The organism is Cryobacterium aureum, from assembly GCF_002954245.1.
Lineage (GTDB): Bacteria > Actinomycetota > Actinomycetes > Actinomycetales > Microbacteriaceae > Cryobacterium > Cryobacterium aureum.
This window is the reverse complement of sequence record NZ_PPTG01000048.1, coordinates 210,136-222,925: the sequence shown is the minus strand read 5'-3', so window position 1 is coordinate 222,925 and position 12,790 is coordinate 210,136. Positions and strand designations below refer to the sequence as shown.

Annotated in this window: 16 protein-coding genes; 11 read left to right on the top strand and 5 right to left on the bottom strand. The window is 64.8% G+C overall.

Annotated elements, in window-relative coordinates:
- The first annotated feature begins 28 nt into the window (after positions 1 to 28).
- The 5 genes from CJ028_RS17925 (at position 29) to CJ028_RS21780 (ending at position 5,091) form a co-directional block, all read left to right on the top strand.
- Positions 29 to 1,159, top strand: a complete 1,131-nt coding sequence (locus tag CJ028_RS17925; protein ID WP_105036560.1) for a mechanosensitive ion channel family protein — start codon at positions 29 to 31, stop codon at positions 1,157 to 1,159.
- Between the two features lie 101 nt (positions 1,160 to 1,260).
- Positions 1,261 to 1,668 (top strand): globin, encoded by a 408-nt coding sequence (locus CJ028_RS17920; protein ID WP_105036931.1) that lies wholly within the window; start codon positions 1,261 to 1,263, stop codon positions 1,666 to 1,668.
- 117 nt (positions 1,669 to 1,785) lie between these two features.
- Positions 1,786 to 4,635 carry a cation-translocating P-type ATPase gene (locus CJ028_RS17915; protein ID WP_105036559.1) on the top strand — a complete coding sequence of 950 codons (2,850 nt, stop codon included), beginning with the start codon at positions 1,786 to 1,788 and terminating at the stop codon, positions 4,633 to 4,635.
- A 33-nt stretch (positions 4,636 to 4,668) separates the two neighbouring features.
- Complete coding sequence (locus tag CJ028_RS17910; RefSeq protein ID WP_205684089.1) at positions 4,669 to 4,950, top strand: GNAT family N-acetyltransferase; 282 nt, start codon at positions 4,669 to 4,671, stop codon at positions 4,948 to 4,950.
- Positions 4,951 to 4,968: 18 nt separating this feature from the next.
- On the top strand, positions 4,969 to 5,091 hold the full coding sequence (locus CJ028_RS21780; protein ID WP_276309403.1) for a GNAT family N-acetyltransferase: 123 nt from the start codon (positions 4,969 to 4,971) through the stop codon (positions 5,089 to 5,091).
- A 10-nt stretch (positions 5,092 to 5,101) separates the two neighbouring features.
- On the opposite strand, the gene CJ028_RS17905 is transcribed toward CJ028_RS21780, so the two are convergent.
- Positions 5,102 to 5,458, bottom strand: coding sequence for a type II toxin-antitoxin system VapC family toxin (locus CJ028_RS17905; protein ID WP_205684088.1), 357 nt, complete (start codon positions 5,456 to 5,458; stop codon positions 5,102 to 5,104).
- Between the two features lie 27 nt (positions 5,459 to 5,485).
- Positions 5,486 to 5,716: a hypothetical protein gene (locus tag CJ028_RS17900; protein ID WP_205684087.1), complete on the bottom strand. Its 231-nt coding sequence runs from the start codon at positions 5,714 to 5,716 to the stop codon at positions 5,486 to 5,488.
- Positions 5,717 to 5,781: 65 nt separating this feature from the next.
- Between CJ028_RS17900 and CJ028_RS21840 the strand changes: the two genes are divergently transcribed.
- Positions 5,782 to 6,042 (top strand): DUF1731 domain-containing protein, encoded by a 261-nt coding sequence (locus CJ028_RS21840; RefSeq protein WP_105036557.1) that lies wholly within the window; start codon positions 5,782 to 5,784, stop codon positions 6,040 to 6,042.
- On the opposite strand, the gene CJ028_RS17890 is transcribed toward CJ028_RS21840, so the two are convergent.
- Entirely contained in the window at positions 6,020 to 6,541 is a 522-nt protein-coding gene (locus CJ028_RS17890; RefSeq protein ID WP_161499024.1) for a MarR family winged helix-turn-helix transcriptional regulator, read from the bottom strand. The genes CJ028_RS21840 and CJ028_RS17890 overlap by 23 nt on opposite strands.
- Before the next feature lie 90 nt (positions 6,542 to 6,631).
- On the opposite strand from CJ028_RS17890, the gene CJ028_RS17885 reads away from it, so the two are divergent.
- On the top strand, positions 6,632 to 7,294 hold the full coding sequence (locus CJ028_RS17885) for an NADPH-dependent F420 reductase (protein WP_105036555.1): 663 nt from the start codon (positions 6,632 to 6,634) through the stop codon (positions 7,292 to 7,294).
- Positions 7,295 to 7,302: 8 nt separating this feature from the next.
- Entirely contained in the window at positions 7,303 to 8,358 is a 1,056-nt protein-coding gene (locus CJ028_RS17880; RefSeq protein ID WP_240607405.1) for an LLM class flavin-dependent oxidoreductase, read from the top strand.
- Positions 8,359 to 8,367: 9 nt separating this feature from the next.
- Here CJ028_RS17880 and CJ028_RS17875 read toward each other — a convergent pair whose 3' ends face one another.
- Entirely contained in the window at positions 8,368 to 9,840 is a 1,473-nt protein-coding gene (locus CJ028_RS17875) for a glycosyltransferase family 39 protein (RefSeq protein WP_105036554.1), read from the bottom strand.
- Between the two features lie 182 nt (positions 9,841 to 10,022).
- On the opposite strand from CJ028_RS17875, the gene CJ028_RS17870 reads away from it, so the two are divergent.
- Positions 10,023 to 10,493 carry an anthrone oxygenase family protein gene (locus CJ028_RS17870; protein WP_240607404.1) on the top strand — a complete coding sequence of 157 codons (471 nt, stop codon included), beginning with the start codon at positions 10,023 to 10,025 and terminating at the stop codon, positions 10,491 to 10,493.
- A 13-nt stretch (positions 10,494 to 10,506) separates the two neighbouring features.
- Here CJ028_RS17870 and CJ028_RS17865 read toward each other — a convergent pair whose 3' ends face one another.
- Positions 10,507 to 11,148 (bottom strand): DNA-3-methyladenine glycosylase, encoded by a 642-nt coding sequence (locus CJ028_RS17865; RefSeq protein WP_240607402.1) that lies wholly within the window; start codon positions 11,146 to 11,148, stop codon positions 10,507 to 10,509.
- 41 nt (positions 11,149 to 11,189) lie between these two features.
- Here CJ028_RS17865 and CJ028_RS17860 point away from each other — a divergent pair, with 41 nt between their 5' ends.
- Positions 11,190 to 11,933 (top strand): hypothetical protein, encoded by a 744-nt coding sequence (locus CJ028_RS17860; protein ID WP_105036553.1) that lies wholly within the window; start codon positions 11,190 to 11,192, stop codon positions 11,931 to 11,933.
- Positions 11,934 to 12,250: 317 nt separating this feature from the next.
- Complete coding sequence (locus CJ028_RS17855; protein ID WP_105036552.1) at positions 12,251 to 12,619, top strand: VOC family protein; 369 nt, start codon at positions 12,251 to 12,253, stop codon at positions 12,617 to 12,619.
- The last annotated feature ends 171 nt before the right edge of the window (positions 12,620 to 12,790 follow it).

Here is a 12,790-nt window from a genome sequence, read left to right as displayed (position 1 = left end):
CGAGGCCCCTCGATAGACTGGGTTCGATATGAATTGGGATACTTTCTGGGCCGACCTCGGCGCCTACTTTGCTGACATTACCTGGACCGTCTACCTCGAGAAGGCCTTTGCCGTCGCGATGATCATTGTTGTCGCTTTCGCCGTGCGCTGGGTGTTGCAATTCGTCATTCGGCGGGTGGTGCAGCAGATCGTCTCGGGCGTCAAGCGAACGCAGAAGGTCGATGACACGCAGGCGCTGAATGTGTCGCCGATGGCGGCTGTTCGCGTCGTGCAGCGCTCCCGCACGCTCGGCGCTGTGCTGGCGAACATCGTGAACGTGTTCATTCTGATCACCGCGCTGCTGCTCATCGTCACGACACTGAATAAGGACATTCTCGGTTCCTTTGCTTTGCTGACCGCCGCGCTCGGTGCCGGTCTCGGTTTCGGCGCGCAGAACATCGTCAAGGACATTCTCAACGGCCTGTTCATGGTGGTCGAAGACCAGATCGGCGTTGGCGACATCGTCGACGTTGGATTCGCATCCGGTGTCGTAGAAACCGTGGGAATTCGCATCACGCAGGTGCGCGATGTCGACGGCACCCTCTGGTTTGTGCGCAACGGCGAGATTCTGCGGGTTGGCAACATGTCACAGGGCTGGGCCCGCGTCATCATCGACCTCGCCATCCCCTACAGCTCCGACGTGGAGGCCGTACAGGACGAGCTGCTGCGCGTGGCCACCGCCCTGGCCTCGAGTCGCAAGTGGCGCGCGTTTATCCTGGAGAAGCCCGAGATCTGGGGCCTTGAGTCGATCACCGCCGAAGCGCTCGTCACCCGTCTCGTCGTCAAGACCCGGGTCTCGGCCAAGTGGGACTTCGCCCGCGATCTGCGCCTGCACATGAAGAAGGCCCTTGACGGCATGGGCGTGCCGCTCACCCCGCTCAACAGCGTGGTGATGACCACCGGCGACGGCACCATTGACGGCTCGGCCATTGAACCAATCGAGGGCGCCCTCGACGCAGCCGAACAGGCCGCTGCGGCCGTACCCGATGTCGTCGCCGGCGTGCGCACCGGCCCGGTCCCGGTTCGGAAGCCCCGCGGGCCACGCAAGGCCAAGCCCAAGGACGTTCCGGCTCCGATGAAGGCGCCAGACCCGGAAGTTCGCGGTGACGGCATTGACTAGCCTGAACTAACCACCAGCCATAAGCACACAGTAGAAAGCCGCACCACGTGACCACTGAACGACACCCCACCGATCAGCCTGCAGCACTCGCCGACGTGTACCTGCGCGAGGGTGAGAACGGTGCTGCCGCGGTACCGACGTTCTTCGACGAGGTCGGCGGAACCCCCTTCTTTGAAAAGCTCGTGCACGACTTCTACGTAGGAGTGGCCACCGACCCGGTGCTGAAGCCCATGTATCCCGAAGAAGATCTAGGCCCGGCCGAACACCGCCTGGTCATGTTCCTCGAGCAGTTCTGGGGCGGTCCGGGTACCTACAGCGAGCAGCGCGGCCACCCCCGCCTGCGGCAGCGGCACATTCCGTTCAAGGTCAATCCGGATGCCCGCGACCGGTGGCTGGGACATATGAAAGTCGCCGTCGACGCGGCTAACCTGCCGCCGTTGCAGCAGGGCATCCTCTGGGATTATCTGGAACGCGCCGCTTTCGCGATGGTGAACAGCTTCGAGGAGTAGCCCGCCTACTGGACGTCATCCCCCGCGGCACGCGTCGAAACCAGCGCTCGATAAGCTCTCGTTACAGACGCACGATGGGACGCCTCTCTCCCCGGACTGCTTATCCCGGGAGCCCGCATGCACGACCGCACCAGAGCACAGGGCAAGAACGACACGACCACCATGGCGTCCTCGGAGACCGACCCCGTCGTAGCCGCCATCGAGGCCGGTGACGCCTACCGGTGCACCGAGCCGGAGGTGCTTGAGCGCTTCGGCGCGCGCCGCAGCGGCCTCACGAGCGTCGAGGTGCCGGGTCACCGGGCTCGCTACGGCGATAACGTGATCGTGCAGGTTCAGCAGGAGTCGATGCCGCTGCGTTACCTGCGCCAGTTCGAGGACTGGATGATCGTGCTGCTGCTCGTCTGCGCGGCGATCACCGGTTACCTCGGTGACACGCTGACCTCGGCCGTGCTCGTGCTGCTGGTGCTGCTGAACACCTCGATCGGCTTCGTGCAGGAATACCGCGCCGGCAAGACAATGGATGCCTTGCAACACCTCGCGCAATCGCTCACCCAGGTACTGCGGGACAACGTGTTCAGCCAGGTGGACTCCGCCGCGCTAGTCGTGGGCGACGTCGTGCGGCTGGAGGAGGGAGCGGCGGTGCCGGCGGACATCCGCTTGATCGAGGCGACCGCGTTCTCGACCAACGAATTCGCCCTCACTGGCGAAAGCGATCCCACGCGCAAGTACACCCACGCCATCATGACCGACGTCGCGGTGGCGGAGCAGCACAACACCGCCCACGCGGGAACGACGGTGGCGACCGGCGAGGCGATCGGCGTCGTCATCGCCACCGGCGCCCGCACCGAGCTCGGGCGCATTGCCCGACTCACCCAGTCGGCGCCGCGCACGGTAAGTCCGCTGCAACGGGAGATGGGCTATCTCGCACGCAACATCACCTACGTTGCGGTGGCCCTCGCCCTCGTGCTGCTCGTTGTTGCGGTGCAGGCGAACCTGCCGTTCCATGAGGCCCTGCTGTTCGCGGTGGGGTTTGCGAGCGCGGTGATTCCGCAGGGATTGCCGGCCGAGGTGAACACGGCACTGGCGCAGGCGGCCGGGGCGCTCGCGCAGCGCCAAGCCCTGGTCAAGCGGCTCAGCGCGGTCGAGACCCTCGGCGCGACGGAGGTGATCTGCACCGACAAGACCGGAACCCTCACCAAGAACGAGATGACGGTGACCGAACTGGTCGTGGCCGGCCGCGACTATGTCGTGCACGGCATCGGCTACGCGCCGGAGGGCAGCATCGAGCCGGTCGAGTTTGCGGGCGGTATTGCGCCGATCCCAACGGATGCTTCGGCATCCGCTGATCGGGCGCGTCTGTTTCTGCGCACCGGATTTCTCGCGAGCAACGCCCGTCTGCTCGCCCCCGACGATAGCCATGCCGGGTGGCATATTCTCGGCGACCCCACCGAGGGCGCTCTCGTCACGGCGGCCGCGAAGTCTGGAATCGACCTCGCTACGACCGAGCGCGAAGTGCGCGAGTTTCCGTTCGACTCCGCTCGCAAACTGATGACCTCCATTCGCGAGAGTCCCGAGGGCACGCTCGTGGCGCACGTGAAGGGCGCGCCAGAGAGCGTCGTGCAATGCTGCACCCATATCGATGACGGCGGCACCGTGCGTGCAATCACCGACGCCGACCGCGAGATTTTTCTCGACCGGCACGCCGAAAAGTCCGATCGCTGCCTGCGCAACCTCGCGTTCGCCACCCGCACAGTCACCCAAGCGGATGCCGACGCCGTCGACCCACAGACCGTCGAGCGAGGTCTCGTGCTGCTCGGTCTGGTGTCGATGGTCGACCCGATTCGGGAGTCAGTGCCCGGCGCCATGCGCACCGCGCTGGACGCGCAAATTCGGGTGAACATCATCACCGGAGACTTCTCGCGCACCGCCGAGGCGATCGCCCGGCAGGCCGGACTCGACAGCACGGACCAGCTGACGGTTGTCACGGCCGACGAACTGCGCTCGATGCCCGACGACCAGGTGCTCGCGCACGCGCTCAAGGGCTACACCGTATTCAGTCGGGTCGACCCCGAAGACAAGACCCGCATCGTCGACCTGGTCAAGAAATCCGGCCACGTCGTCGCGGTCACCGGCGACGGCATCAACGATGCCCCGGCGCTGCGTCACGCCAGCATCGGCGTCGCGATGGGCGCATCGGGCACGGATGTCGCCAAGGAAGCCGCCGAGGTCGTACTGCTCGACGACAGCTTCTCAACCCTGGTCGGGGCCATTGAGAAGGGCCGGGTGATCTACGCGAACATTGCCAAGGGTGTGCTCGCCTGTCTCACGTCGAACACTGCAGAGCTCGTGGTCAACATTGTCAGTCTCCTGCTCGCCACGATCGCGGGAGTGCCCCTCGCCCTCAACGTGCTGCAAATTCTCGCGATCGACCTGCTCGGCGAGTTGTTGCCTATCGCCGCGCTCGGCAAAGACCCCGAGTCTGGCCGCATAATGACACGCGGGCCGCGCGACCCGTCAGCGCACATCGTCAACCGCCGCAGCATCCTGGATGTCGTCTACGCCGGGTCGCTCATCGGCCTGTTGGCGATTGCCAACTACCTGCTGTTTTACGGACGCGCCGGCGTCAACCCGTTCGACGGCCCCGTCGCCCCTGCGATCGTCGCCCAGGCCACGACGATGACCTACGTCACGATTCTGGTCTGCCAGCTCGTCAATATCGTTCAGCGCCGCAGCGAGCTCGGTGCGTTCAGCCGCTACCAGTTCTCGAACCCCACCTTCTGGCTCGCCTGCACCTTCGGCCTCGTCGTGATGCTCGTGATCGTCTACGTGCCGTTCGTCTCCGTGCTGTTTGCAACCGGGCCACTCGGTTTCCTGGACTGGGCCTTCGTGCTGCTCGCCGCACTCATCTACCTCGCGGTGCGTGAGGCCGGCCGGCTGCTCCGCAGCAGGCGTCACCAGCTCGCTTAGCCGTCGAACAGCGAATGCACCGCTACTAATGACATGACGATCCGCGATCTGACCGCGGCCAACATCGACGCGGCGGCTGCTCTTTGTCACCAGGCCGGCCTCACCCGACCGTGGAATTCACCCGAGCTTGACGCTCAGCGCGCCCTCGGCGACGACACCTCCACGGGTCTCGGCGCGTTCGACGACGAGCGGCTTATCGGCACGGTCGTGGTCGGCCACGATGGCCATCGCTGGTGGGTATATTACCGTGCGGTTGCCGAGAGCACACGTGGAACCGGGTTCGGCAAACGGATGATGACTGCCGCAGAAAACTGACTGCGCACGAACGGTGTTGTGACGGTTCAGCTAATGGTGCGTTGGGGCAACGACTCCGTTCTGGGGTTTTACGAGCACCTCGGCTACGAGGACGCCAACGTGCAGGTGCGCTCCAAATGGCTCATCCAGCCAACGTCATAGAAAACGTCGGCTAGTGCACTTCAATGCGAACGGTGTGCCCACTGCTTCGGGCTAATCGGGCGTCGCGGGATAGCAGTGAGCAGCGCAGCGCTTCGGCCAACGCAACGTAGGCAGCGTCGTAGGCCGAAACGTTGTCGCGTAGTTGGAACGCCCGCCGGCGCAGCGGGTCAGCCGAGGCCCACCGTCGAATCGGTAAGTCATCGAAGTCAGCTAGCAAGTCTTGCGCCCGGGCCGCGCTCAGGTGCCCGGCCAGCGTGAGGCCGCGTAGGGGGGACGATGTCGTAGTCGAGCAGGCTCGGTGCGTGCAGTTCTTCAGCCGCCAGGCGGGCGCGTAGCCCATCGGTACCAGCGACGGCGGTCCACGCATCAATCACCGCGGCAGCATCGACAACGATCACGCGCCAGACGGATGCAGCGCTTCGCCGGCGCGATCAGCTCGTGCGGTCGCGAGCACCTCGAGCGCAGACGCCTGCGCGTGTTGCGTTCGACGGGCCGCGCGATCGAGGACCTCACTGACAGTCGGTCGAGCGACCTCGCGGGAGACGAGGTCGAGAAGATAGCTGTTGAGGGACTCATCTTGAGCTGCGGCTCTGGCCTTCAGCGCTCGCCGCGCTTGATCGGGCACGCTCCGAATTTGTAAAAGTGAACTCATGGCAGCATGACATCACTGTTTCAATACACTTTGCATTCATGCACTCTGCTCGAGGAAACTGCGAGGCACAACGGTCACGCCGACCCCAGCGGCGAGCACGGTCTTTCTGTCGCCTCGTATGCTTGGCTCGTGGGAAACACTCGAGGACGCGCGGTAATAGCAGGGGCAGCCGGATTTATTGGACAGCGACTCGTCCGCTGAAAAGCCGCTGGGTGACTCCGGAACGCCTGCTGCAGGCGGGATACACCTTCACCTGGACCGATCTCGGCCCGGCAATCACTGATGTCGTGAAGCGATAACGTCAGCGCGCCCGAGCGACTCGACGGCCTCGCACGGACTGGCCGTTGGATCGGCGCGATGCACGCTTGTGGCCAGCCTGCCGAGGAGCGCGGCGAGCCGGCCGCCATCATCCGCTGGTATTCCCGAGAGGATGCCTGCTTCCACGGCGGCGACGCGGGCCTCGTAGCGGGTGAGAACGCTGGCCCCTTCGGCGGTGGCGCGAATCTTTCGGGCCCGTCGATCGGTGGGGTCGGGAATGCGTTCCACCAGCCCGGCGTCGACCATGCCATCGAGCAGGTAGGTCAGCACGGTGCGGTCGATGGCCAGATGCGCGCCGATCGCCTGTTGGGACGGCGGGTCGCGGTGAATGACGGTTGACAGCACCTGATAGCAGCGCACTCCCCCGGGCAATCCGTCGACGGCTGTCTCCAACTGTCGCTGATAACCGCGGAGGACCATCGCCAGGTTCCAGCCCAGATCTCCCGGCACGGTGGCCGGCAGAATCGATTCGGAAGTCATGCCAGCCATCCTATCCCAAACCATGCGGTTGCATAGATATTCTTTGCGACATATGATCTGTAAAGCAGCACATTTCGACGGGAGCAGCGCATGAGCAATCACCACGACACCAGCATCGGCATTCTGGGCGCCGGGCGGGTGGGTACAGCGCTGGCCCGGCAGGCGCTCAAAGCCGGGTATCGGGTGCGCATCGCGACCAGCCAACCCGCGGCCGACAACGCCCTGCTGGTCGATATTGTGACCCCGGGAGCGGTGGCGGTGGAATCCAGCGTGGCCGCAGCATCCGATCTGGTGGTGCTGGCCATTCCCCTGCACAAGTACCGCACGCTCAACACGCACGCGCTGGCCGGCCGCATCGTCATCGATGCGATGAACTACTGGGCACCGGTCGACGGGGTGTTCGATGATTTCGAGAGCGATCCGCGCACCACGAGCGAGGTCGTCGAAGATTTTCTGCCGGGAGCCCGGGTCGTGAAATCGCTCAATCACATCGGGTATCACGAACTCGAAGAAGACGATAAAGCTGCCGGCATGCCGACTCGTCGTGCCCTCGCCCTCGCCGGTGATGACGCCGCCGCGAAGGCGTTCGTAACGAACTTCATCGACCGCCTCGGTTACGACGCCGTCGATGCCGGACCGCTCGCCGCCGGCCGCGCTTTTCAGCCGGCCACCGAGATTTTCACCGGAAGCCACACCGCGAACCAGCTTCGCGCCCTGATCGAGAAGGCCCGCCCACTCGCGGACGCCGCCTAACCCCCCAGATGGAGAACACCTTGCAAATCGGCGCCTACAGCTTCGGCGACACTCAGCTGGGCCCAGACGACAGCCCGCGCTCCACCGCGGAGGCGATCAAGAACCTGTTCGACGCCATCGTGCACGCCGACCGGGTGGGTCTCGACTATTTCGGCGTCGGGGAACACCACACCGTGTCGATGCCGGCGTCCTCGCCCGGCGCCTTGATCGCGGCCGCCGCAGCCGCGACGACGCAGATCACACTCGGCAGCGCGGCCAGCATCATCTCAACGGATGACCCGGTGCGGGTGTTCCAGCAGTTCGCCACCGCGGACGCCATCTCCGGCGGCGGTCGCATCGAGATCACCGCCGGCCGCGGCTCCTCGGTCGAGACCTTTCCGCTGTTTGGGCACGACCTGAACGACTACGACGAGCTGTACGCGCAGAAGCTCGACCTGCTGCTGACGCTGAACAACAGCTCGACCGAGCACGTGACCTGGTCGGGCCGCACGCGTTCGCCGATCGGCGACCTGGCCGTGGTGCCACGTCCGGTAACCGGGTCGCTCCCCATCTGGATCGCCACCGGCGGCAGTGCACCGTCGTCGGCTCGCGCCGGGCGCCTGGGCCTTCCCCTCTCCTACGGCATCATCGGCGGGCAGCCGCACCGGTTCGCACCGCTCGCAAACCTGTACCGGCAGTCGGCGGCGCAGGCCGGGCACACGGGCGAGAACATCAAGGTGTCGGTGGCTACCCTGGGGCTGGTCGCGCCCACGAAGCAGGAAGCGATCGACCGAATGTACCCGGGGTGGGTCAGGCTCAATGTGGAGATGGGCCGGCTGCGCGGCTGGCCCGCGCCAGAGCGACGCGATTTTCTCGCGCAGGTCGACGCGCCGAGCGCCTATTTCGTCGGCGATCCCGACGAGGTCGCCCAGCGAATCGTTGACCTGCACGGGCACCTGGGCCACATGCGCCATTTTCTGCAGGGCGACTTCGGCGGGCTCCCCCAAGAACACCTGCTCGAGTCTCTCAGCCTGCTGGCCACCGAGGTCAAGCCGCGCGTCGAGCGTCTGCTCGCCGCCAAGTAGCCCCTGCCGCTAGTGCCGCTCGTACAGGGCGATGACGGAGCGATTCGTGGCGTGCGAGCTGACCTCAGCAAATCCGGCGGGCTGCAGTACCGCCTCAGCGTTAGAAACGGATGCTCCCCCCAGCACGACCCAGATTCGATCGACATCCGCCAGCTCCGGCTGAATCCGGTCGAAGGCCGTGGTTTGGTCGGAAAAGGTGCCGGTCGCGGTGAATGGAGCTTCGAACGCAACGTCGACGACGTGACGGAAGGCATCCGGGTAGGCGTAGAGCGCCTGACGAGGGCGAAGGGTCACGCTTCCCGTGTCTTGCAGGTAGATGGCATCGCCGCGCGCGGCCTCGGCACGAATGTAGTCGGCAATCTGCGCGAGGTCGCTGCCGCCGTTCTTGGCGATCGGTGTGCGTTGGCCCAGATAGGTCGGCAGGCCAGCCAGAACGAGTGCGCCGATCAGTGCCAACATCACGATTCTTCGCGGCCAGCGCGTGACGGCCACCGCCAACAGGATGGCCACACCGGGCACGGTAAATGAGAGGTAACGGGCAGCGTAGAGCGGGCCGATCGCGGCATCCGCTGCCAGCAGCAGGATCGGCGGCACGACAGCCCAGGCCGCGCCGAGGCTAACCAGGTCGGTGCGAGGCCGATGTCGCACGATCAGCACAATAATGGCGACCCACGCCATCGCCGCCACCAGCCACGAACTGTCAAAGACAGGCTCGACCAGAATGGTCCAGGCGTTAACGACCGGCTGGTCGGCCAGCCAGGCAATCTGCTCCTTCTGCTGCACGCTGATGACGATCACGGGAATGCACGCCACCACGGCGCCGCCGGCCGCGATCAGCCAGGCGACCCACAGCATCCGCAGTCGAGGGCGCAGCAGCAAAAAGAGGCCGTGCGCAGCGAGCAGCAGCACAGAATCGAGGAACACGTAAGTTGCCACTGCGCTGGCGGCGGCGTAGGCCGTCCACCAGGGCCAGGTTCTTCGCCGGGCCGCGATCAGCAGGATGACCGTGGCCCAGACCGCGACCGCGGCGCTCAACGCGAATGACCGCGACTCGATGCCCAGGTACGTCGTGCGCGGCAGTACTGAAAAAATGATGCCGGCCACGACGCCCGTGCGGAGCACGTCTCGAGATGCGACCAGAACCACCAATCCGGCCGCAGCAACGCCGACGGCCAGTGCGGAGAGCGACCTGGTCGCCAGCTCTGACTCCCCGAATACGCCTATCCACAGCTTCATGACCGAGTAGTAGGTCGTGTGCACGGCATCCTTATGCTGGAGGAAGGCGAACAGGTCGCCCCAGCTCAGTCGGGCTGCACGCAGCGTCGCGACCTCGTCGCTCCAGTACGACGGGATCCACGACCCGGCCAGCGAGATGATTACCGCGGCGAGGCCGACTCCGGTCGCCCAGGGCCACGGTCGTCTGGGGGCACGAAGGCCAGGCACAGTGAGGACCGACAGCACCCTGCCCGGCAGTACACGCATGCTCGCCCCGTTCGACCCTTGATCTTATTGCCCCGATGCCAGGCTCATGGCCCGTCCGTACCTGCCGAACGTTCATCGCGGGGCCGCGTGCGGTTTACTGGGGTGATGACCAAAACGGATGCCGTCACGCGCGCCAGAGGTACCGGCGCGCGCCGCTTACCACGCCTCGAAAGTCGGCTCCGATGAGCACGGTCGAAGTCGCCCTGACTATCGCGGCAGCAGTAGGGGCAGGCCTGACGGGAGGCGTCTACCTCGCCTTCTCCTTCTTGGTCCTGCCCGCCTTTCGCACGCTTCCCGCTGCGGCCGCAGTGTCCGCAATGCAACGCATCAATGTGAGCGCGGTTCGGGTGCCGTTCATGACAGTCTTTTTTGGCGGCGCCGCGGCATCCGTTGCGGTGATCGTGCTGCAACTCGTTTCGGAAACGCCGAACGGAACGACGCGCATCGTTGGAGCGGTGCTCGCCCTGGCCGCCGTCGTAATCACCGTGGTACGCAATGTTCCATTGAACAACGCCCTCGTGCGGGTCGACCCCGCATCGACGGATGCGTCGGCCGCCTGGCAGGCCTTCGACCGGAGCTGGTCCCCGGCGAACTCCGCGCGTGCCGCGGTGTCCGTCGCTGCCACGGTCGTCCTGATGTTTTCGCTCACCTGACGGCCAGGTCAGATTACGGGCGGCCCGGTTTGTAGGCCGAAACCGACGCTTCATCCTCTAGCCAGAATCGCCAAGGGAAGTTCGTCGCACTGCCGCCGGGCCCGCTGACGCCCACGCGTGGTCCGGTCAGATGCGGCACGACCACCCCGTCATCGGGGACGAAAAAGGACCACTGTCCGCCGAAAAGATCATCACCATCGTTAGCCAGGGTTGCCCCAAGACTTTGGGCAAGGCAACCGGGACCTCGCGCCAAACTCCGATCGAGAAGGGGAAGCTTTCGTGGCTTGCTTTCTCGACGACTGCGGGCGATCTCGGCTCCGTGCAGCACGTCTCCTGCTCTGATGAGACAACCGTAGGGCTGGCCTGGTTGCCCGGCGACGAGGTTCAGCGCGTGGTGCATTCCGTACGTGAAGTAGCAGTAGAGATGCCCGGCGGGGCCGAACATGGTCTTATTCCGATTCGTCATACCCCGATAGGAGTGTGCGCCGGGGTCACGTTCACCCGCATAGGCCTCGACCTCGGTTAGTCGAATGGCCACAGTGCCAGCGTCATCCGTGCGTTGCAGGATGCAACCGAGAACTTCGGGTGCGAGTTCGAGCACCTCACGGGCAAAAAATGCCCGGTCCGCACGGTGAAATCCATTCAGCACGTTCACTCCAACAGTGTACGCGGGTCACAAGCACGATAGGGTGGCGCGTGGGTGAAGCGGAGTTGTTCACCTCGTCTGTTCTGGGGGCTCTTATCCGTAAATCGTCTGCTGTCATCGCCATGCTTGCTCTGGCCTGGACTTTGTCGGCCTGCTCCGCCGCATCACCCCAAGCACCACCGACCGCCGAACCGGCAGCGTCCAAAACAGCGGCCGCGGCAGCAGAGCCCTCCCGCATCCTCATCGGAGCTGAGACCACCGACGTCGTGGATGACGGCGGAAACGTGCTGCTCTCACTCCGATATTTGGAGAACGGTGACGAAGCCGTCGCGGCCGCCATCGACCTTCTCGGTGAGCCAGAAGCCACTCATCATCAGGATGGCTCGAATCACTACCCCGAGATGGATGGGACGTCGTGGGGCGGGTTCGACATCGTGGTGAACCGTTACCAAAGCGAGCGACCGTCCACCGATGAAGCCAACCAATACCTGCCCGCATTCAGTGTTCAAGCCACGGCGGCCTCAACAGCCGGTGGCCTCGCCATCGCCTCGGTTGACGGCACAAGCGTCGGAGACGCATTTGACGTTGCCGCTGAAGGCCAGGATTCGAACCGCGTGCACGTCGACGATGCGTTCGGCGTGCGCTCGGTGGCGCTCGACCTACCCACGTCATTCCCCGGCATCGTCGTCGATCCCGGGCTCGAAATGGCCTACGGCGTCATTGGCCAATCCGATCAGGGATCAAGCAGTATCACCAAAATCGTCGCGCCGAGTTTTCTGTTCTCGCAGGCCTAGCTCCTTCACTGGGGGTCGTCAGGATCACCAGCTGCTGCGCGGCCCGGGTCATCGCGACGTAGCGGTCGAGGGCCGCCTGGCCGGTGCCGCCGTCGTCCAATCGTGGGATTCACCGGGTGAGGTCTTTCGGTGGATGGACGTGCGCCACCTGAACGCCTGCAATGTCTCATGCTGTTCTATTCCGTGGGTTCGAGATCGACCGGTCTAGGGTGCGCAGATCAACTCCTAGGCGTTTCAAACGGATGCCTGAGCGTCGCCGTGCCGTGGCATGCTTGACTCTCGTGCAGGTACCTGCCTGCGGCACGAAGGAGTGCACCATGGACATGCGACTTGAACTGGTTCCGCTGCCCTCGACGGACGTCGACCGCAGCAAGGCCTTTTACGTCGATCGTTTGGGCTTTCGCCTGGATCACGACGTGGAACCGGGCAATGGCATGCGGGTCGTGCAACTAACGCCGCCGGGATCGGCCTGCTCCATCGCCATCGGAGTGGGATTCAGCGACCCCCACGCCGCACCGGTACAGAACCTTCATTTGGTCGTCGACGATGTCGAGGCTGCCCGTGCAACCCTCATCGAAAACGGAGTTGCCGTGACCGACGTCAGCGACATGGGTGGCGGCGTGCGGTATGCCTTCTTCAGCGACCCCGACGGAAACTCCTGGGCCCTGCAGCAAATCTCCCGTTAGGCGATGTGTACCGCGTCGGCACGGTCATCGACCTGCACGCTTCTGTGCGCGTATCTCCGTCAGCAATGAGGGCAATGCGTTGGACCCGCAGTGCCCGGCACACGTCCTGTAGGAGCAAGTAGCTAGCCCCACCTTTGCCCTCACCGCCGAGTCAAACACGGCTAAGCAGAG